Below are 21,612 nucleotides of genomic sequence, written 5' to 3'. Positions count from 1 at the left end.
TGCTAGAAAGGCATTAATTATCCGCAGCTCAGGTTATCTAGGGCCTGTTTACCTTTCAAGTTTGTTTTTGCAGCAGTTTGATTGGTATTTGTACAAGGCAGAGCCTGCGTAGCATAGTTATTCTATGTGAGTCAGGCGAGAACACAGTAGAAATGCTAATCAAGCGCTGCCCTTTGGGTTCACCTGAGTGCGCTTTGTTCATTGTTGCTCAACTTTTGCCTAGATTACTAGGCGGCAAGTCGAGCGTCGCGACCAAAACACACTCAGGAGAACAAAAATCAAACAGCAAAGATCAACAGGCCCTAGTCGATAAAGTATTGAAGAGACTTAGCAGTTTATCTTAGGGCCTAGTTATTTCTTAACAAACTTCGTTAAAATAACGATGTTTTGACCTTCTACACGACCTTCAATATGCTCTGGGTTTGAAGGCGAGAGGCGAATGTTACGTACCGCAGTGCCGCGTTTTGCAACTAGGCTACTACCTTTAACATCCAAGTCTTTAATTAAAGTCACTGTGTCACCAGCACTCAGTTTCACCCCGTTACTGTCTAGGTGAACAAGGTCGTCATCCTCTGCAAGTGCTTGATCTGCCCATGCTCGAGTCTCATCTTCTAGATACAGCATGTCTAATGCATCTTGAGCCCAACCATTATCTGGCGCGAGGCGTTTAAGCATACGGTAGGCAACAACCTGAACGGCAGGAACTTGGCTCCACATACTATCGTTTAAACAGTGCCAATGGTTGGCTTCTAAATCCTGCTGACCTTCAACCTGTGGTTTGCACTGGCTACAAAGATAAACACATTTGTCAGAATGCGCCTCGGCGACTGGTGGTACTTCGTATACTTCGAGACCACCCGTTGAGGTGCATAGCTCACATTGATTGTTACTGCGCTCAGCAAGCGCGGCAGCGATAGTCATAATGATTTCCCAAGCTGTAAAAGCGCTATTATACCAAATGCGTCAATTGATGCTCAATTTATGGGAAGAATTTATGCGTATAACTTGATCTATATCCAGAGCAGTGGTTATCTGCCACCTTTTGCGTGCATAGGCAGTTGTGAAATATACTGCTGTTCTATTTTTTCAATTTCACCAGAGTGTTTAAGTTGTGTGATAGCTTGATTTATCCGCTTAAGTAATCCTTGATGCTTAGCTAACAGGCGTAGCTGCAACATCCCTTCTGAATGTAGCTGGTTGAAGCTAAAAGTAATACCAAGTTGTTCTGACCAATATAATGCGGGTAAATCACCAATGATAATATACTCAATCCGCCGTAAGTTTAAGGCCTGAAGTAGTTCCTTTTCGGATGCGAAATCAACTCGCTCGAATAATTGGTCATCATGGTAGTAGTAGCCTCTCACTGTGCCAACTTCGACACCCGCTAGGGTTAGTACTGGAGGTTGAGACTGACGGGTAACAACGTACTCTTTAATAGGTAGAATGGGGTCTGAATAGATAAATCTATCATCTTGCTTTTGCTGTTCGTTCAACCAATCTGGGCTGATAATATCAAAATCAATTTGCTGCTTTTCTAAATAAAAGTTAGTACGTTTAGCTGGGAGAAGTAAGTTTTCGCCTTTGATATTTGCCTTTACCAAAATGGCTTCCACCATTTCGGGTAGGATCCCGGGCGCATCTTCGCTGTGAGTAAAATAAGGGTAAAAGCTTCCCGAGCCACTTAAACTGTATTTTAAGTAGGGGACTTGTTCTGCCTTAGTCAAACCGGCAAAGGCGAATAACCAGACGATCAAAACTTGCTTCATGCACTCATCTTAGCTTAACTTTTCTTAGACAGGCAAGCCGCTGGCGTTCTGTGAATTAAAAGCCTACTCTTTATAAGGACTTAGTTTAATAAGTTGGTAACTTTTGGTTATAAGTGTTGTAAAATAGCGAAACTTTTTTATTGCTCGGGGCGTTACCATATTATACGCTCCATGATACGTGGTTTCCTTTTACTTAATAAAGGATACGAATGTTAATGAGTGGTCCGGTGACTGAAGTACGTAAATCAGCAGTGCAGTATATTGCACGACAGGCCATTTTGCGGCCAGATCAAGAAGTCTTTGCCTATGAGTTGCTTTACAGAGACTCAGATAACAATGCTTTCCCTGTAGGGGTGAGCGATGGGCAAGCGACTGGGCGAATGTTTTTTAACTCCTTAATGTTTATCGGCGTAGACCGTTTGGCCGCGGGACAGCTTGCCTTTATAAACCTATCCGACGAATCCTTGCTGCAGGAATTACCTAGCTTATTAGCGCCACAGAAAATTGTGGTGGAAATCGTTGAGCGCTCTAAAAATATTCCTTCACTGGTGAATACGGTGACTAAGTTAACAGAGAAAGGCTACCGCTTTGCGCTAGATGACTACGATGGCACGTCAAAGTGGGATCCGTTGTTACCACTCATGGAATTCGTCAAAATAGAGGTTGAGCAGCCAATTATAAAAACCAATATGACGGTAAAAAAGCTCAAGCGTCAGTATCCAGATATTAAGGTGATTGTTGAGCGTATCGAATCAAAAGAAGAGTTCGAGATCATCAAATCATCTGGAGCAGACTTTTTCCAAGGTTTCTTTTTCGCCAAGCCTGAAATGCTCAACCATGGCAACGTGGAACCGTCGAAAATGGTGGTGTTTCAGCTGCTACAAGCAACAGCAAGAAAGTCTTTATGCTTCAAAGAAATACAAACTAGAGTAAGTAAAGATCTGAGTTTAACCGCACGACTGCTAAAACTGGCGAACGCGAAAGCCGGTGAAGACAGGTTAGAAATTAAGTCTATCTCTCAGGCCGTAGTGTATTTAGGTGAAGACGCAATTAGGCAGTTTGTTAAAGTACTCGCGTTGAGCGAATTGGGTTCAGATAAACCCAGTGAGCTGACAAGAATGGGGTTAACTCGTGCCAAGTTTGTGGAAACATTTTTGATGCCAGGGGGCGAAGAAATGGCTGAAACCGGCTATTTGCTTGGTCTTATGTCCATCCTTGACGTGATACTTGATGTTGATCTTGCTGTGATAGCAGCAGAATTTTCTCTCGATGATTCGCTTTCCAGCGCGTTACTGAGTTATCAAGGGTTGCTTGGTGGAGCGCTACGTTTAGCATTCGAAATTGAGCGCAATGACTGGCGAGAAGCTGAGCTTATTTTACAAGCCATTCGACCTGCTACACCGACCAATTATCTCTATGATATGGCGCTTTCTAGTCGAGCTTATGCAGATGAAATCCTCTCTATTGTGGCAGGTGATGAACAGTAGCTCTCACCTGTCAATGTGAGAAGGTAAGTAACTTGAGCTGTGGATAATTAGCGCCTTTCTAGCAACCTGTTTCAGTTCTAACGACGTCGAATTCCCTTCCAATAGCCAGCATACTTATCCAAAGCTCAGGTTAAATTGAATACCTATTGTTTTTAAGTAGTTTTGTTCTTGCTCTAAATCTGCTTGAAACAGTGAATGTGATTCGAGCCACTCAGTTGCTATGTGAAGTATCAAGGCGTTATCAACAGCCGTGATGCTGAGCTCTGGAAGTTGGTCTTGTTGACGTTTTTGGTTCACTAAAACGCTGAGACGAAACACAGCCAAAATACGGTTGAAGTGGATTAGCTCTTCTTCGATTAACTCTGTTAACTCTGGCATTTTTATCTTTTTTCGATAAAAGCGTACAAGTGCACTTAGCCTTAATTGCTGGGCTTGAGTAAAGCCTGGAAGTTGACTGTGCCTGACAATATAAGCACCGTGTTTATGCATGCCAGAAGAGTTAATGGCAAGCCCAACTTCGTGGAGTTTTGCCGCCCAACATAACATTTCGACATCATATGAGGATAGTTGCCAGTGCTTTTTTAGTTGAGTGGTAAAAAGTTTGATGGTTTCACAAATATTTTCGGCGTGTTGCTTATCAATATTATAGTGATCACTGAACGTGTTAATTGTGCGAGTTCGAATATCAAACTCGTCGGTTTGATGCATTTCAAACAATAAACCTTCTCGCAATGCATATTCACTAAGGCGCATGCGCTCGAGTCCTAACTGTCTAAACAGTGCTATCAATACAGCAAGGCCGCCAGCAATACTGGTTTTTCGCTCCTCTGGTAGTGCTCTTAAGGAGACGTTGTCTATGTGTCCTGCATCAATAAATAACTGCTTAATTTGCTCCAAAATAGGCAGGGTAATTTCATCGGCTTGAGTGAGTTCGTGAACCATGGCCGCAATCGCTTTAATAGTACCAGAAGTACCTATAACGGTATTCCAGCCGAGTCTTAAGTAGCTTGCGGTAATGCTCTCAATTTGTTGCTCTGCTTTTATTTCTGCTTTTTTGAATCGCTTTGCAGATAGCTTACCATCAGCAAAGTAGGCTTTTTGCATAGTTACGCAGCCCACATTGCGACTACTTAACAGTTTGTGTGTAAGGTGCTGACCAATGACCAGCTCTGTGCTGCCTCCACCGATGTCGATAACCAAACGGTTATGACTATCATGTTCATGGTTGGCGACCCCTTGGTAAATAAGACGAGCTTCTTCTTGACCTGAAATCACATTGATTGGATATGGAAAAACTTGTTTTGCCTTCGCGAGAAAATAATTAAGGTTTTTGCAATTTCGCAGCGTATAGGTTGCTACTACTTGCACGGACTCTTTCGGAAAATCATGTAGTGTCGTCGCAAATTGCGAGAGTGTATCTAATGCTCGGGCGATCGCGTCGTCACTTAAATTAAAATCATCATCAAGGCCCGCGGCCAAGTACACACGCTGCTTTTCTTTATGGAGGAGTTGAAGGCGACCATCTACTTCTCTTGCTACAACAAGGTGAAAACTATTTGAACCTAAGTCCACTGCGGCAATAGAAGGGTAGTCGCGCATATATTCTTCCTCAACGGTTATTCTTTCGCTTCATTTAATTGGTGTAACTCCCATTTTTTTAAATGGTCATAAATCGCGATCTGAGAGCGAATTTTTTTACGGTTACCTCGGCGAACGTACAGATTCTTCTGTTCGGCGTCAATAATTCTGGCTTTGGTGCGATCTTTAAACTGCAGTTCAATAATATCGATAATTAGTTTCTTCAAATGCTCGGCATAAATAGGCGTGCCTACTTCAACTCGGTGGTCGAGGTTACGGGTCATCCAGTCTGCTGACGAAATATACACCTTGGGGTCGCCGTTATTATCGAAAATCATCACTCGCGGGTGTTCTAAGAAACGATCGACGATACTAATGATCTTTATATTATCGCTAAACTGTGCAAGGCCTGGTACAAGGGCACACATACCTCGCACAATGAGGCGGATCTTGACGCCTTTACGTGATGCTTCGTAAAGTTTATCAACGAGCTGCTTGTCAACTAAATTATTGATTTTAATTGTTACTTTTCCTGTTCTCCCTTGCTCTGCATGAGTTATCTCTTCATCGATCAACTCTACAATTCTACTGCGTGCATTGATGGGGGAAATCATCAGGTGTTCGAATTTAAACGGTAGATAACTACTCTCAATAAAGCGAAACACGCTATCGCATTCTTCCGTAATATCGGGGTGTTTGGTAAACAGACTGAAATCAGTATAAATCCGAGCCGTTTTTTCGTGGAAGTTACCCGTTCCTATGTGTGCATATTTGACGATTTTGCCTTTTTCTCTACGGTGAACCACACAAAGCTTACTATGGACCTTAAGCGCTGGTATGCCAATCATGACCTTAATACCGTATTCACTCATGAGTTTTGCCCACTCAATATTATTTTGCTCATCAAAGCGGGCTTTCAATTCAACCATCACGGTGACTTTTTTGCCATTTTTTGCTGCATTGATCAATGAAGCGATCAATCGAGATTGCTTTGCCACACGATAAATGTTGACCTTGATTTGCGTCACTCTGGGGTCAAACGCCGCTTGGCGGATATATTCCAGCATGTGATTAAAGGTATGGTAGGGGTAGTACAGTAAGATATCTTGAACTGAAATTGCGCGAAAGACGCTGCTATATTTTGAAAAGGCTGCACTTTTAAGCGGCGGCAGGGGCTTGTTTTCTAGATAGCCGCGACCAACATTTGGAAAAGAAATAAAATCTCGAAAATTGCGATATCTACCGCCTGGGATCATGGCATCTTGACCTGTCACTCCCAAGCGCTTTTTCATCAGCTTGATCATTTCTTCCGGCATAGATTCTTCATATACCAAGCGCACTGGTTCGGCATATAAGCGCTGTTTGAGACCTTTAGACATGGTATCTAACACGCCTTCTTCAAGCTCATCATCTAAGTTGTATTCAGCGTCACGAGTGAGTTTCATCGAATAGGCGTCAATGCGTTCAAATTTGAAGAAGCTCTTAAACACATCGGCTATAAAAAATCGAATAACGTCATCGAGCAACACAATCGTTTTATGCCGACGAGTTTTTTCTGGCGGCAGTTGGACAAAACGATTCAGGCGATCAGTAGGGACTTCCAAAAAAGCGTGATGCTGCTTTTCACCATTTAGCTCCACAAAAAGGTGGGTCATGGTGTCATTGATATTGTCTGAATAGTCCTTACTTTCGTTAATCATCATTGGCAATAGGTGAGGTAGTACTTGGTCTTTAAAATAGTTGGCTAGCCAATTCTTATGGAAATCCGATAGCGCATCCGGTTGCTTAATATGAATGTGATGCTCATTTAAGTCGATGAGGATCTGGTCATAAATAGCATTAAACTTTTTACCTAGTTCCAACACTTTCTTCTGAATGTCGGCGAGCAGTGCTTCGTCTTCGTCGAAATTCGTTTCAGGAAGGTTATTTAATAAGATACGGCGTTTTACATCTGCAACTCGTACTTGGAAAAACTCGTCTAAATTATTGGAAAATATACCAAGAAAGCGGATCCGCTCGATGATCGGGTTGGTTGGGTCCTTGGCTTCTTGTAAAACACGTTCGTTAAAAGAGAGCCAGCTTAATTCTTTGGCAAAGTACGTGATAGTTTTATGCTCTGGAGATACGGCCTGCATGGTTCTTTCCATAGGTACAGCTTATTTTTACAGCTTAAGCAGGGTGTGTGACATAATTATGACAAACACAACGCGCCTGTCGTGTTTGTCATGTAACTATCATGAGTATAGTGAAGGTTTTAGCTTTCTTCTATGTCCACGATCAAATCACTGGTGATTGACTCGAGTGCTTCAATTACGTTTTCCTTGACCGTGCCTGCAGGTAAAGTCACGGTTGCGAAAGCGCTGAAAATAGGCAGCCCCCAGTTTGGAGCACTACGTTGTTTTGAGGTTAGGTGCGTGATGTTTGCGCCTTTGTGACGAATAACCGTAGCAAGCTCTTGCACAATTCCCGGTCTATCGTTGCCTGTAATGATTAAATTTAATGTGTCTGGCTCATCCTGCACTTGCAAGCTTTCGCCTGATTCAACGCTAACGTCTAAACCAGGCAATTTATGCAATGCATCTTGTATTTCTTGCAAATGTTCTTCTGCAACTTCAACCTGTACGATGCCCGCGAATTGTCCGGCAAGATGGCTTAAGTTACTGGTTAACCAGTTGCCATGGTTAGAAAGAATAGTGGAAGAGATTTCCTCAACGAGACCCGGTCGGTCCTTACCTATAAGTGTTAATATTAACTGCTTCATATCATGTCTCTTTTTTTGTGGCGCCCGTGGGCGAAAAAACGAATTCGGCGCATGATTTAGACTAGTCTAAAAACTTACTTTGTCCAGTGTCTAAAAACACTTAATGTAAAGAAATGCAACGGAATTTTTGTATTTACTCTAGGCTAACAATCAGAGCACTTTTTGAGCCGATTAGTTCCATTATTTTTATAATGAATTTGAAGGCCAAGACCGATTGAAGAAAGTGCAATTGTGTCTCGGGTGTAACACAACTGTCATCTTGATGAAATATAATGCCCCCAATTTTTAAACCAAAGGGTATATTGATGACTTCAAATCCGCAAAAGCCATCCTTTAAAACGGATAGAAGCCGTCTCTTTAAAGACAGGTTTGCACAATTTGGCATTACTTCTGGTGGAGTAATGGTATTAGTCGCACTTTTACTTATCTTCTTCTACTTACTATATGTTGTTCAACCAATCTTTGAATCGGCAAAGGTTGAGAAGCGTATGGATATTCAGCTTACACAAGACAAAACATATTTAGGTGTAGGGGTAGAAGAACAAACGGAAATTGCGTACTTACTCGGCAGCAGAGGTTCGGTAGATTATTACCAGATCAAAGGTGAAAGCGCCGGTAAATTACTAGATACATTGGATGTTGAACTTGACGGTAATATTACAGCATTTGCAGAAAGTGCGCCTTTCTTAGGGCAATATGCATTTGGTCTGGATAACGGTCAGGTACAACTGGTGAAGCCGATGTTCACGGTAAGCTTTCCGGGAAATCAACGTGTCTTAACTCCTCGCTTAAGTTATCCACTTAATGCGAAGCAACTGATTGTTGATGAACAAGGGCAAGCAATTCGTAAATTCGCCTTTAGTCACTTCGAAGACAAAACCGCTGTTGTTGCACAGACTGCGGATAAACGTGTGATTTTTGCCTCCTTTGTTGCAGAAGAAAACATGTTTACTGGAGAGGTTGAATGGGCGGTTGAGCGTACCGAGCTAGATATTGATGGTCGCGTTGATGAGTTACTTATTTCTCCAGACACATCGCGCACATTTGTTCGCTCAGCAAATCAAGTTTACGTCTTTGATTCTCGCTATGCTTCTGAAGTTGAGTTATTCCAGTTGCTTGCTGCAAATGAAGAAAATGCCAACTTGGTCGATATGAACCTACTAGCGGGCGCCAACTCATTAATGCTTGCTAACGACAACGGTGAGGTTTCACAGTGGTTTGAAGTCAATACCGATGATGGACGCCAGTTTGCTAAAATCCGCTCTTTTGAGACGCCAAAGAGCAAACAGGTCAAACTATTTAGTGAATATTATCGTCGTACTTTCTTCACGACTAATGAAAATGGTCAATTAGGTCTATATTACACCACCAGTGAAGCGCACTTATGGCAAGGTAAAATCACAGATAAAGCTGTACAAAAGTTTGCGGTAGCACCACGTGCTAATGCGGCTTTGTTACTCGCCGATGATACGTTAACGGTGGTAGAACTACACAATGAACACCCGGAAGTAACTTGGTCTGCTTTGTGGCAAGAAGTGTGGTACGAAGGGTATCCTGAGCCTGCTTACACTTGGCAATCAACCTCTGCGAGTGATGACTTTGAGTCGAAATTCTCATTAGTGCCTATTTCATTTGGTACCATTAAAGCGGCGCTTTATGCCATGTTGTTTGCTGTTCCTATTGCATTAGCGTCAGCAATCTACACCGCCTATTTCATGTCGAGTGAATTACGCCGTGTGGTGAAACCAACAGTCGAGATAATGGAAGCACTACCAACGGTTATCTTGGGCTTCTTGGCGGGCCTTTGGCTTGCTCCTTTAATTGAAACGCATCTACCTGCCGTGGTCGCTTTATTGGTGCTATTGCCAATCGCGATGATAGCAACGGCATTTGGCTGGACTAAGTTACCTGCAAAAGTGAGACACGTTGTGCCTGAAGGCTGGCATTCAATCTTACTGATCCCTGTTGTGCTTATCGTAGGCTGGATTTCATTTGCCATGAGCGCTGGTATTGAGTCTTGGTTGTTTGGCGGTAATGTGCGTCAGTATCTAACCAATGAGTTAGGTCTAACATTTGACCAGCGTAACTCGCTAGTCGTGGGTATCGCGATGGGTTTTGCGGTTATTCCTACAATCTTTTCTATTGCAGAAGACGCGGTATTTAGCGTACCTAAGCACCTTTCTAATGGCTCATTAGCACTCGGTGCCACGCAGTGGCAGACTTTGGTTCGTGTTGTATTACTAACAGCAAGTCCTGGTATCTTCTCTGCGGTAATGATGGGTCTTGGCCGCGCCGTAGGGGAAACCATGATTGTATTGATGGCAACCGGTAACACGCCAATCATGGACTGGAGTATCTTCCAAGGTATGCGTACGCTTGCTGCAAACATTGCGGTGGAAATGCCGGAGTCTGAAGTTGGCAGCTCTCACTATCGCATCCTGTTCCTAGCTGCCTTTGTATTGTTTATTTTTACTTTCGTATTTAACACCGTTGCTGAGTTTGTTCGCCAGCAGCTGCGTGAAAAGTACAGCTCAATGTAATTGGAGTGACATGACATGGTAAAACAGTGGTTTAAGTCAGGTTCTCCGTGGATCTGGATGACAGGTGGCGCGGTCAGTATTAGTTTGATTTCAGTAATTGGACTACTTGCGATGATAGCGTGGAAAGGACTGAGCTTCTTTTGGCCATCAGAAGTTGTAGAAATGCATCTCGACGGTTCTGTTGCTAAGCAGACTGTTATTGGTGAAATATACGATCGTGAGATGGTACCAAAGTCTCGCCTTGAAGCGGCTGGATTCGACCTTTCAGGCTACAACAGCGAGCAAATCGAGCGTTTACTCATTAAAACGGGTAACCGTGAATACGTAGAACTTGATTTCCGTTGGGTGTTATCAACAGACATCAAAAGCCAGTCTACGCCAGCGGAATTAGCGGTATTTGAGCGTAGTAAAAATGGTAATTTCTATGGTTATGTTGCTCGCGTTTTAGAAGACGGTAAAGTAGTAACTGACCAGCCGATAGAAAGGTTACATGAGCTTGTTGAGCGTGCCGTTGACCTTAATGACGAGGCGCTTGATCTACAAAATAGCGAAATCGGGCACATTAACTATGAGCTTGAACGTCTACGTTTAAAAGAAAAGTCGTATCAACTCGATAATGACCTGACAGAGGAAAAGTTAGCAGAGTTAAATGCACGCCGTGCTGAGCTACGTGAAGATTACAAAGTCTTCGAAAAACGTTTATTTGAGCTAAGGAAGCAAGCAAAGCGTGACCAAGTTGTAGTGCGTGATATGCGTGGTGAAGAAGTGACTTTGCCGCTGTACCAAGTGTTGGACGTTTGGTTTCCAAATGACATGGGCTTTTTTGCCAAAGTGGGTCACTACTTAGTGCAAATCAGCAAGTTTGTGAGCGATGACCCGCGTGAAGCAAATACCGAAGGTGGGGTATTCCCTGCAATCTTTGGTACGGTATTTATGGTTATGCTGATGGCGGTGATCGTGACCCCATTCGGTGTTATTGCCGCAATTTATCTTCATGAATATGCAGCAAAGAACGCTGTGACTAAGATGATCCGCATCGCGGTGATCAACCTTGCAGGTGTTCCATCCATTGTATATGGGGTGTTTGGCTTAGGATTCTTCGTTTATATGCTAGGTGGGTCAATTGACGAACTTTTCTACCCTGAGGCTGCGCCAAGTCCTGTATTTGGTACACCGGGTGTGATTTGGTCTGCACTTACACTTGCTATCCTTACTTTGCCAGTGGTTATTGTATCCACGGAAGAAGGTCTGTCTCGGATCCCAAGCTCAGTGCGTCATGGTTCACTTGCGCTTGGTGCGACTCAAGCTGAAACCCTATGGCGGATCATTGTACCAATGGCAAGTCCGGCAATTATGACTGGTCTTATTCTTGCTGTTGCGCGTGCAGCGGGTGAGGTAGCTCCTCTGATGTTGGTTGGTGTAGTAAAGATGGCACCTACACTACCACTAGACGGAAACTTCCCCTATATTCACTTGGATCGTAAGTTTATGCACTTAGGGTTCCATATTTATGATGTTGGCTTCCAAAGCCCGAATGTTGAAGCTGCTAGACCTTTGGTTTATGCAACCGCGTTCCTACTGGTTACGGTGATTATTGCACTGAATATCACAGCGATTGGTATTCGTAACCACTTACGCGAAAAATTCAGATCGTTAGAGCATTAATAGTAAAGATTTTTAATAGGTAAAAACATGATTACAGTAGCGCCAGAAGTCAATCAAGCAAACGGCAATAACAAGCTTGATTTAGCAAACTTAAGTCCAGAACTCACCGCACTAGAGATCAAAAACCTAGATCTTTACTATGGTGATAAACAAGCCCTTAGCAACGTTAATATGTTGATCCCAAAAGGGCAGGTAACCGCGTTTATCGGTCCATCAGGTTGTGGTAAGTCAACGTTACTGCGTTGTATTAACCGTATGAACGACCTTGTTGATAGCTGTCGTATTGAAGGAGAAATCAACCTTCAAGGACAGAACATTTATGACAAGAGCGTAGATGTTGCGGCACTGCGCCGTAACGTAGGTATGGTATTCCAAAGACCAAACCCTTTTCCTAAGTCTATTTATGAGAATGTGGTTTATGGTCTGCGTCTGCAAGGTATCAAAGATAAGCGCAAGTTAGACGAAGTGGTTGAAAAGTCACTCCGTGGCGCCGCACTTTGGGATGAAGTAAAAGACCGACTTCACGACAGTGCATTTGGTTTATCTGGTGGTCAGCAGCAGCGTTTGGTGATTGCTCGCTCTATCGCGATTGAACCAGAAGTATTGTTACTTGATGAACCAACATCAGCACTCGATCCGATTTCAACATTGGTTATCGAAGAACTCATTAACGACCTGAAAAACAAGTATACTGTAGTTATCGTTACACATAACATGCAACAAGCTGCGCGTGTATCTGATCAAACTGCGTTTATGTACATGGGTGAGTTAATTGAGTATGCAGATACCAATACCTTATTCACCACGCCGTCTAGGAAGAAAACAGAAGACTATATTACAGGTCGTTACGGTTAAGGCGAGCTTGCGAGGAGAATATAATGGAACACAATATTAATAAGCACATTTCTGGCCGCTTTAATGAAGAGCTAGAAAACGTGAGAAATCACGTACTCAGTATGGGTGGATTGGTAGAGCAGCAATTAAACACTGCGCTTGATGCGGTTAATCACAATGATGCTGAAAAAGCGAAAAAAGTCAGTCAGAACGACTACAAAGTCAATGCGATGGAAGTGAATATTGACGAAGAATGTACACGTATCATCGCGAAAAGGCAGCCTGCAGCCAGTGACTTGCGTTTGGTTGTTGCCATCGCAAAAACGATTGCAGATCTTGAACGTATCGGAGACGAAGCGGAGCGTATTGCTAAAGTTGCATTGGATTCGTTTACCAAAGATCAGCAGGATCTATTGGTGAATATTGACAATATGGGTCGCCAAGTGTCACAAATGCTGCATGATGTGCTCGATGCGTTTGCCCGGATGGACGCGCAAAAGGCATTTGAAGTGCATAAAGCTGATGCCAAAGTGGACCGTGAATACGAAGCAGTAACACGCCAAATTATGACCTACATGATGGAAGACCCACGCTCGATTCCAAAAATTATGGATTTAATTTGGTCTGTGCGCTCATTAGAGCGTATCGGCGATCGTTGTCAAAATATTGCGGAATATGTGATTTATTTCGTAAATGGCAAAGATATTCGTCATACATCTCAAGAAGATATCGCAAAAACCTTGTGATGCTTATCAATTAGTTGCGCGCTTTCGGCGCGCAATTTCATAGTAAGTTCATCTAAACTTGCAATAAAACCGTTCACAACAGCGCTCAATGCTGTAAAATTACACTTTGCACATGCATACAAATATGATTTAAGGGTCAGTTATGCCTAGTAACGCGTTTTTAGGAGTATTTGCTAAATCTCCTATTAAGCCAATTGAAGAGCATATAAAAATAGTCCATCAAGCCAGTGCGGCTTTGATCCCATTTTTTAACCATGTCTTCAAAGGGGAGTGGACAGAAGCGGATGCAATTCGCATTGAAATCCGCAACCTAGAGCGTGAAGCAGATGAACTAAAACGTGAAGTACGTTTACATTTGCCTCGTGGTTTATTCATGCCAGTAGAACGGACTGACTTACTGGAACTTATCACCCACCAAGATAAGATAGCCAATAAAGCGAAAGATATCGCAGGTCGCGTTATCGGTCGTGAAATGGTCATCCCTGAATCCATTCAAAAAGACTTTCTTGCTTACGTCACTCGTTGTGTGGACGCAACTAAACAAGCATCAGAAGCGATTAATGAGTTTGATGAACTGCTTGAGACAGGCTTTAGAGGCCGTGAAGTCACTTTAGTTGAAAAAATGCTAGTTGAGCTCGATGCCATCGAGCAAGATACCGACGATATGCAAATTAAAATTCGTCGAGAGTTACGCGCTGTTGAAAGCGAGCTTAACCCAATTGATGCGATGTTTTTATACAAGATCATCGAATGGGTCGGTGGGCTTGCAGATATCGCAGAGCGCGTTGGTTCACGTCTTGAGCTGATGTTAGCTCGTTAATAAAAATCGATCTTTTAAAATAAAGTAAGGTTTCTTATGGATATCATTGCATCCTACGGCACAGTATTGGTTTTAATTGCCGCAGCAGTTGGTTTCTTTATGGCTTATGGTATTGGCGCAAACGATGTTGCGAATGCTATGGGTACTTCGGTAGGTTCAAAAGCACTTACCATCAAACAAGCAATTATCATTGCTATGATCTTTGAATTCGCTGGTGCTTATCTTGCAGGTGGTGAGGTAACATCAACGATCCGAAAAGGGATTATAGATTCAACCCCTTTCATTGATATTCCTGAACTGATGATATTAGGAATGATCTCCGCGCTTTTTGCTGCAGGCGCATGGTTATTAATGGCTTCAATGCTAGGTTGGCCGGTATCTACGACGCACTCAATCATAGGTGCAATCATTGGTTTTGCGCTAGTAGCTGTGGGCAGCGAAGCAATCCAATGGGGCAAAGTTGCTGGCATTGTTGGGAGCTGGATTGTCACCCCTGCCATCTCTGGCTTTATTGCTTACCTCATCTTTATGAGTGCCCAAAAGCTCATTTTTGATACCAATAAGCCACTAGAAAACGCCAAACGCTTTGTGCCTATTTACATGGGTCTAGCGGGCTTTGTTATGTCTTTGGTTACAATCAAAAAAGGTCTTAAGCATATTGGTATCAAGCTTGGCACATTCGAAGGTTTTGCGCTTGCTATCGGTATCGCTATTATCATTGCTATTATCGGTAAGATTGCGATTTCTAAGCTGAAAATGGATCCTAATGCAGACAAGCAAATGCAGTTCAACAATGTTGAAAAAGTATTCGCTATCCTTATGGTACTAACAGCATGTTGTATGGCATTCGCGCATGGTTCGAATGACGTTGCTAACGCAATTGGTCCATTAGCTGCAGTGGTAAACATTGTTGAAAACGACGGTGAAATTGCTAAGAAAGCGGCACTCGCTTGGTGGATCTTACCGCTAGGTGGTTTAGGTATTGTTGCGGGTCTTGCGATTCTTGGTAAGAAAGTTATCAAGACCATCGGTGAAGGCATCACGCATCTTACTCCTAGCCGTGGCTTCGCAGCAGAGCTTGCAGCTGCTTCAACAGTCGTAATCGCATCAGGCACAGGCCTACCAATCTCTACAACTCAAACCTTAGTTGGTGCGGTATTGGGTGTGGGTATGGCACGTGGTATTGCGGCATTAAACATGGGTGTTATTCGTAACATCGTAGTTTCTTGGGTAATTACATTGCCAGTTGGTGCTGCCCTTGCTATTGTTATATTCTATATTTTGAGATTAGTGTTCGGCGTATAAAAATAAACCGCACTTTTCAAAAAGACAGACTTTTAGCTTGAAAAGATCTCAGCACCTTTGGTGTTGGGGTCTTTTTATTTGTGCTGTTGAAAATTAAGAGTAAAGCTTGTGACGAATTTACCTAGTATCAAACAACTACAATACCTGCTTGCGGTACATCAGCACCAACATTTTGGTCGTGCAGCGGAAGCATGCTTTATCGGCCAATCGACGCTAAGTAGCGCGATACAAAACCTTGAAGAGACATTGGGATGTCAGCTAATTGAACGCGAAAATCGCAGCCTAATGTTTACCGATATTGGTGAGGAAGTGGTTGAACGAGCGCGGAAAATTATCGACGACACCATGAGCGTTAAAGAGCTGACTAAAAGCTATAAAAATCCATTATCTGGCAAGTTGACGTTAGGGATCATTCCCACCATTGCGAGTTTTATTGCTGCGCCACTTTATCAGGCGTGTAAAAAGGAGTTTGCAGCACTTAATTTGGTACTGGTTGAAGATACCAGTGATAACTTACTGGACAAATTAGAGCATGGCCATATTGATATGGCCATGTTAGCGCTGCCATATAGAACCGATAAGTTTCATACTCAAGTGCTTGCAAAAGATCACTTTAGCTTGGTTCGCCATACCGAGTACAGCGTACCAGAGCCGATTGAGGACTTTAACCTGTTACCTGAGCAAAGTGTATTTTTACTCGAAAAAGAGCACTGTATGACGGGACATGCTCTTAGCGCTTGCCACTTAAACCGTAGCGCGTGCATTAATCCATTTGAGGCGGCAAACCTACATACTTTATTAAGTATGGTGGAATATAAAAATGGCGTAACGTTTTTACCTCAAATGGCGATCAATGCAGGGATTTTGGAAGGGAAACCTTTAGTGGCTATGCCACCACAAGATCATGCATATCGTGAGATTGGCTTAATTTGGCGTCGTACTACGGGGCGGATCAGAGATTTTAGACTGTTTAGCGACTTTGTTGGTGGCTACATCAGCGGCCAATGTCAGCCATAGTAATGATAAGAAGCACCCCCTCGGTGCTTTTTTTTTCAAAAAACTTTCCCGTCTGAACAACTTTTTTTGCAGCCGCTACGATTAATAGTTAGTGAGAAGATTGGATGAGTGAACTGCGTGTTTTTTAATAGCGAAAAACAATTAATAAAAAGAGCACTGCAAGGTAATCAAAGAGCATGGTCAAAGCTTTGCGCCCAGCATCATAGCCGTGTGTATAACCAATGCTTGAGGCTGGTTGGTAACCCGCAAGACGCGCTAGATATAGCTCAAGATGTATTTTTAAGTATGTATCGAAATCTGCATACCTTTAATGGTGATGCTAAGTTCTCGACTTGGGTATTTAAAATCACCCATGCAAGGATAGTGGATCACATGCGAAAACATAAGTTTGAATCGATTGAAGGTAAAGAACCTGAGACGCCGCAACACGGACCTGACAGCAAAATAGCGCAACAACAAAGTAATGAAGAGATATATATCGCGCTGAAACAACTACCATTTGAGCAGCGCATTGTCGTGGAGCTAAAGTTTTTCCAGCATTACACCTTTGATGAAATTGCGCTGCAGCTTGAGTTATCAAGTAATACGGTGAAGGCTAGGCTATACAGTGCGTTAGGTAAGATGAAAGGGCAACTAGAGGTGCAAAATCATGGCTAAATTAGCACACTTATTTGAGCAGTGGTTAGATGGCAAAGTGCTGTCTGAGGCAGAGTTGGCCGAACTTCAGGCAGATAGTGAATATCGAGAAATGATGAGTGCTGCTATTACTTGGCAACAGCGAGCTGCTAGCTTAGAAGAGCAGGCGCCACCCCCACAGCTCACTTTGCAGCATCAAACTCGCGCTTGGCCAGTGGCTGCCGTCGCAGCTTGGCTGGTCGTTGGGCTTGGTGTGTCAGGACTTTGGCTACAGAACTTAGGCTTACATCAACAGTTGAGTGCTCAACAAACACAACTGGCACAGCAGCAAAGCGCTATGCAGGCCATGCTTGCAAAACTTGATGAGACTAAGCCAATAGATCAAGCTACGCTTGCCAAGTTAGCAACGCAAGTGGTTGAACAAAATCGTAAAGAGCGCAGTTTGGCAATGAATAATCTCGTTGATCTGATCCAAGCACAAAGAGCGCAAGATCAAGCCCTACTTAGGCTGCAATTGAATGAATTGGCAGAGCAAGTGGAGCAAACACCGACACAAAATTTAGCACAGTATCGAGGTAAACCATGAAGTTAATTCCACTTTGTTTTGGCGCTGTCGCAGCCATTGCTACAAGCTTTGCTCAGGCCCAAGTTGTTGATGAAGCGCTAAAGCGTGAGGTTGCTATTTTTGAGCGGGTATTAATGAGTGCACTACAGCATGACACACAAGATCAAGTTCGTAGTGTTTCTGGCTATTATTTAAAAGATCAGGGAGTTGTGTTTGAACTGGCATTAAAACGTCGGCACCGTTTAGAGTGGATTTCTCATATCGATAATCTCGATGATGTGGCTGCAATAGGGGAGTTTGAACTGCCGGAATTTGATATGGACATCGCGGAGATTGAGATTTCACAGCCGATAGCTGAAGCTTTTTCTCAAGCTTATTCGGATGCAGCTGAGAAAGTGAGAGCAGGAGCCGAGAAGGTCCGCGAAGCCGTAGAGCAAGAAAGAGAGAATAGAATTCAATTGAGGGAACTTGAACGCCAAAAAGCGGAGCTGGAGTTTGCGAAAAGGCACGAAAGTGATGATCAAGTAAAAGAATTTACGGAGTCATTGAGAGAAGTTGAGAAACGCATAGAAAAGCTTTCACTTAAGGATTCGGAATTAAAAGACCTTAAGGATAAGCTGAAAGCAAGTCTTGAAGCTTCTCGGGTCAAACGAGCGAAAGAGAAAGCAGAAAAGCAGCAGGCGCTTGAAAAAATGCTAGTAACCAGCTTAGCCCGAAGTTTATGTGACTATGGTGCAGGTTTAAGAAGTTTACCTAGAGATGAGCATATAAGCTTTATTTACAATGAACTCAGCAACCCAAACAATAAACAGGTGTTTGTTTATCCAAAATCCTTGGTGCAGCAATGTGTAAAAGGTGAGAAAACGGCTAAGCGGCTTGCTGAGATAGTAACTAGCTATCGCTTTTAGTTAGCCTAATTTTGGGATAAAAAGCGCCTTCTTCGAACTTGGGGGCAAGAAAATGACAACACAAAAAACAGCATGGCTGCATGCTGTTTTGTTTTAAAAAGGAGCTATTAAGCCTGCTCGATGTTTTTTGCAGTAGTTAAATTTGGTAAAAAGAGTAAGTAAACCCAAACCACTAGATTAAAGTAGGGTAGCAAACCGAGCCCTGTGAACAATTTTACCGGGTATCCTTTTGTGTTGGCATAGCGGTAACATTGATAAGCAATGAGCAAGTTTGCAAGTAGTAAAAACAGTGATAATGACAGCATAATTTACCCCTTGAAGTCCATAGCAAGATGTAACTCAATCCTTTGAATGTCTATAAAATTAAGGTGTTACCTTAAAATTTGGTGACATTTTAAACTGGTATCTTTAATTATAGTGGACTTTGCAAGAAGTAAAAGTAACCTTTAGTATAAAAATGTTACTACGCTGTTTTTAGAGATAAAATAGTTTTTGCACTGCTCGCTAGTTGTTCAATAGGGAGCGGTCTAGAGATAAAGTAACCCTGTCCATAGTCCACACCTATTTCCTTAAGTTGTTGAAATATTTCTTTGTTTTCGACATATTCGGCAACTGAACACTTATCTAACGAGTGACTAATATCGTTTACAGCTTTGACCAGCGCTAGGTCAATTGGGTCGTTGAGCATGTCTCGAACAAAGGAGCCATCTATTTTAACATGCTGTGCGGGTAGCTGTTTTAGGTAGCTAAAAGTGCTGAAGCCTGTCCCGAAATCATCAATAGCGAAATGACAACCAAGATCGTTCAGATTTTTAATCATTGTCTGGGTTGCGTTGAGGTTATTAATACTGGCAGATTCTGTGATTTCAAAAATAACGCGATTAGCTGAAACTTGATGCTCTTTTAAACAGGCCTGAATGTGGGGTTGCAGTCGTTCATCTAAAAATGAATGAGCAGATAAATTAATCGCCACTTGGCTCAAAATCTCATGTTCAGCCAGTGCTTTAATGGCTGTTCTGATCACACATTGATCCATCAAAAATGTATCATTAAGTAGCTCTAATGCAGGAATAAACTGATTTGGGTAAACTGTCTCACCGTTAATCTTTAATCTAAGCAGTGCTTCGTAATAGGCTATTTGTTGTTTTTTGAAATCCCAGATCGGTTGATAATGGAGTTCTATGCTGTCGTTCTGAAGCGCTTGCCTAACACTATGGCCCCATTCTAAACCGGTTTGCAGTGTTTGGTTTTGTTCATCTTCTTTATTATAACAATGAACCAAGTTGCGGCCGAGATTCTTGGCGATATAAAGGGCTATGTCGGCTTGTTTCAAACACTCGCTGGGATCCGCATTTTCATTGGTAATTTGCGTTAACCCGATAGAACAACTGAGAGAGTATGCATTATCTTCAAAGTGAAATTTATGTTCTTCGATAGCCATGCAAATGCTTTCAGCGCACATATGAGCATCAAGTAAATTGGTGTGCTTAAGCAGTACAGCAAATTCGTCTCCACCAATACGGAAAGTGAGATGCTCTTCACCTATTTTGTCACCAAACAACTCAGATACTTCTTTGAGTACAATATCTCCTTGCTGATGGCCTTTACTGTCATTGATGATCTTAAAGTGATCTAAGTCGATGTAAATTAGTGCATGTTCTATCTCTTGTGCAGACTTTACTTCATTGCACAGCTGATTTAGTTGTTGGTCGAAGTAGTAGCGGTTGTGTAAGCCGGTAAGCGTATCATGCAATGCTAAGTGTCTGAGTTGCAGCTCAGCTTGCTTGCGTTCGTGAATATTATCGAGTGTTGCAGTTATTGCGACCGAACTTGAGGTATTCTTGATAAGTTGTAGGCGACACTCGACCCACACTAGATGTCCTGCTTTGTGGCAGAGTTGCAGCTCTAATTGCGCATGTTGCCTGACTCCATTTTGAATTTCTTGAATGACTTTGTTGAAGGTCGGCAATTCATCTTTGGCAATATAATCGCGGAGCTGGGTATTGAGGCTTGACTTAATACCAAAGCCTGAGAGGTATTCCCATGCTGGGTTTATAAAGCGGATCGCGCCTTCCAATTCCAATTCAACGACAACTGTTCTCAGGTGGAGTAAAATCCGTTGGTGTGCAGAAAACAAATCTTTATAGCGACTTTCACTGCGACTGAGTTGCTCGACTTTATTAGCAAACTCGGCATAGCTCACCATAAAATCTTCTCGCCGCGCTGCATGGTCGCATACTTTGCTTAAAAAGGGCATATCGTATGGTGCTCGAACAAAGTCGGTAACACCTAACAATAATAGTTGTTCGGCATGGTCGGCATCGCGTTTGTCAATAATGGTTACAATGGCTTGGCTTGGACGATGTTTGAGAATACTTTCGACTAAGCTTTCTGCGGAACCTGATAAATCAGACGTAGTGTCCATTAAAACAATGGCGTAATGATCTTGTAGAAATAGTGATAAAGCGCTGGCCGCCGAGCTTACATGTGTGCAAACGAAATTGTGCGATAGGTGCTCACATATTTTTTGCGCACGTTGTTGGTTGGGCTCTAACAAGAGCAAGTTGAGGCGGCTGCTTTTATCTAAATGCGTTGACAACACATTGGCCAAAATTTGCGGCAACATGTCTTGACGTTCAAATGGTAGCACGGCATCAATACTATAGCTACGAGCGGTGGTTTCGGCTATTCGTTCACAATAAGTCGGTGGAATAAGTACGATGGGTGTATTTTTGGGCGTTGCCAGCAGACCTGAGCGGATCATGCGCGAGAATCGCCAGCCGTCAATTTTGCCAACATCCAAGCCGGTGATCACTAGATCTACAGCTTGCGTCTTTAGTAAGCTTAGGGCATCTTGAGAGTCGGATTTGGCAATGATAGTAAAGACATCTAATGCACTAAGAGTTTTAGTCAAGGTTTGACGCTCGTGAGCACTGGCGTTAACAATGAGCAACGTTAGTTGTCTAGACACAATAAAAAAACCT

At 42.8% G+C, this 21,612-nt stretch carries 19 protein-coding genes; 12 read left to right on the top strand and 7 right to left on the bottom strand.

The features are described 5' to 3' along the window. Positions 1-152: 152 nt before the first annotated feature. Positions 153-344 carry a hypothetical protein gene (locus L1271_RS24855; RefSeq protein ID WP_095728048.1) on the top strand — a complete coding sequence of 64 codons (192 nt, stop codon included), beginning with the start codon at positions 153-155 and terminating at the stop codon, positions 342-344. A 7-nt stretch (positions 345-351) separates the two neighbouring features. Here the strand turns inward: L1271_RS24855 and L1271_RS12115 are convergent, their stop codons facing one another. Further along, positions 352-921: a PhnA domain-containing protein gene (locus L1271_RS12115; protein ID WP_235367956.1), complete on the bottom strand. Its 570-nt coding sequence runs from the start codon at positions 919-921 to the stop codon at positions 352-354. Positions 922-1,028: 107 nt separating this feature from the next. Further along, the gene (locus L1271_RS12110; RefSeq protein WP_235367955.1) at positions 1,029-1,766 is read right to left on the bottom strand and encodes a substrate-binding periplasmic protein; all 738 of its coding nucleotides are present in this window, start codon (positions 1,764-1,766) and stop codon (positions 1,029-1,031) included. Positions 1,767-1,975: 209 nt separating this feature from the next. On the opposite strand from L1271_RS12110, the gene L1271_RS12105 reads away from it, so the two are divergent. Beyond that, the gene (locus L1271_RS12105; RefSeq protein ID WP_029215901.1) at positions 1,976-3,253 is read left to right on the top strand and encodes an EAL and HDOD domain-containing protein; all 1,278 of its coding nucleotides are present in this window, start codon (positions 1,976-1,978) and stop codon (positions 3,251-3,253) included. A gap of 114 nt (positions 3,254-3,367) precedes the next feature. On the opposite strand, the gene L1271_RS12100 is transcribed toward L1271_RS12105, so the two are convergent. The 3 genes from L1271_RS12100 to L1271_RS12090 all read right to left on the bottom strand — a co-directional run bounded on the left by L1271_RS12100 (position 3,368) and on the right by L1271_RS12090 (position 7,592). After that, on the bottom strand, positions 3,368-4,852 hold the full coding sequence (locus tag L1271_RS12100) for a Ppx/GppA phosphatase family protein (protein WP_235367954.1): 1,485 nt from the start codon (positions 4,850-4,852) through the stop codon (positions 3,368-3,370). A 17-nt stretch (positions 4,853-4,869) separates the two neighbouring features. Then, a complete protein-coding gene (gene ppk1 / locus L1271_RS12095; protein WP_235368009.1) occupies positions 4,870-6,966 on the bottom strand; it encodes a polyphosphate kinase 1 in 2,097 nt (698 codons plus the stop codon). 119 nt (positions 6,967-7,085) lie between these two features. Then, on the bottom strand, positions 7,086-7,592 hold the full coding sequence (locus tag L1271_RS12090) for a glycine cleavage system protein R (protein WP_010607154.1): 507 nt from the start codon (positions 7,590-7,592) through the stop codon (positions 7,086-7,088). Between the two features lie 305 nt (positions 7,593-7,897). Between L1271_RS12090 and L1271_RS12085 the strand changes: the two genes are divergently transcribed. The 10 genes from L1271_RS12085 to L1271_RS12040 all read left to right on the top strand — a co-directional run bounded on the left by L1271_RS12085 (position 7,898) and on the right by L1271_RS12040 (position 18,628). Further along, complete coding sequence (locus L1271_RS12085; protein ID WP_102057570.1) at positions 7,898-10,132, top strand: ABC transporter permease subunit; 2,235 nt, start codon at positions 7,898-7,900, stop codon at positions 10,130-10,132. A gap of 15 nt (positions 10,133-10,147) precedes the next feature. Further along, entirely contained in the window at positions 10,148-11,797 is a 1,650-nt protein-coding gene (pstA, locus tag L1271_RS12080; RefSeq protein WP_010607156.1) for a phosphate ABC transporter permease PstA, read from the top strand. A gap of 27 nt (positions 11,798-11,824) precedes the next feature. Next, positions 11,825-12,652, top strand: a complete 828-nt coding sequence (gene pstB, locus L1271_RS12075; RefSeq protein WP_235367953.1) for a phosphate ABC transporter ATP-binding protein PstB — start codon at positions 11,825-11,827, stop codon at positions 12,650-12,652. A 23-nt stretch (positions 12,653-12,675) separates the two neighbouring features. Then, entirely contained in the window at positions 12,676-13,377 is a 702-nt protein-coding gene (gene phoU / locus L1271_RS12070) for a phosphate signaling complex protein PhoU (RefSeq protein WP_010607158.1), read from the top strand. Positions 13,378-13,519: 142 nt separating this feature from the next. Further along, the gene (locus tag L1271_RS12065; protein WP_010607159.1) at positions 13,520-14,197 is read left to right on the top strand and encodes a TIGR00153 family protein; all 678 of its coding nucleotides are present in this window, start codon (positions 13,520-13,522) and stop codon (positions 14,195-14,197) included. 36 nt (positions 14,198-14,233) lie between these two features. Next, positions 14,234-15,502, top strand: coding sequence for an inorganic phosphate transporter (locus L1271_RS12060; RefSeq protein ID WP_010607160.1), 1,269 nt, complete (start codon positions 14,234-14,236; stop codon positions 15,500-15,502). A 108-nt stretch (positions 15,503-15,610) separates the two neighbouring features. Further along, the gene (locus L1271_RS12055) at positions 15,611-16,519 is read left to right on the top strand and encodes a hydrogen peroxide-inducible genes activator (RefSeq protein ID WP_010607161.1); all 909 of its coding nucleotides are present in this window, start codon (positions 15,611-15,613) and stop codon (positions 16,517-16,519) included. A gap of 117 nt (positions 16,520-16,636) precedes the next feature. Next, complete coding sequence (locus L1271_RS12050; protein WP_010607162.1) at positions 16,637-17,176, top strand: RNA polymerase sigma factor; 540 nt, start codon at positions 16,637-16,639, stop codon at positions 17,174-17,176. Further along, entirely contained in the window at positions 17,169-17,741 is a 573-nt protein-coding gene (locus L1271_RS12045) for a hypothetical protein (protein WP_235367952.1), read from the top strand. The genes L1271_RS12050 and L1271_RS12045 overlap by 8 nt, the downstream gene beginning before the upstream one ends. Next, the gene (locus L1271_RS12040) at positions 17,738-18,628 is read left to right on the top strand and encodes a hypothetical protein (protein ID WP_102057568.1); all 891 of its coding nucleotides are present in this window, start codon (positions 17,738-17,740) and stop codon (positions 18,626-18,628) included. The genes L1271_RS12045 and L1271_RS12040 overlap by 4 nt, the downstream gene beginning before the upstream one ends. A 107-nt stretch (positions 18,629-18,735) precedes the next feature. On the opposite strand, the gene L1271_RS12035 is transcribed toward L1271_RS12040, so the two are convergent. Further along, on the bottom strand, positions 18,736-18,933 hold the full coding sequence (locus L1271_RS12035; RefSeq protein ID WP_010607165.1) for a hypothetical protein: 198 nt from the start codon (positions 18,931-18,933) through the stop codon (positions 18,736-18,738). A gap of 158 nt (positions 18,934-19,091) precedes the next feature. Next, complete coding sequence (locus L1271_RS12030) at positions 19,092-21,599, bottom strand: two-component system response regulator (RefSeq protein ID WP_010607166.1); 2,508 nt, start codon at positions 21,597-21,599, stop codon at positions 19,092-19,094. Positions 21,600-21,612: the final 13 nt, after the last annotated feature.

Origin of the sequence: Pseudoalteromonas sp. OF5H-5 (assembly GCF_021530695.1) — a bacterium.
In the GTDB taxonomy this organism is placed as follows: domain Bacteria; phylum Pseudomonadota; class Gammaproteobacteria; order Enterobacterales; family Alteromonadaceae; genus Pseudoalteromonas.
The sequence above is the reverse complement of the archived record's forward strand: the minus strand, read 5'-3'. Positions and strand labels throughout refer to the sequence as shown.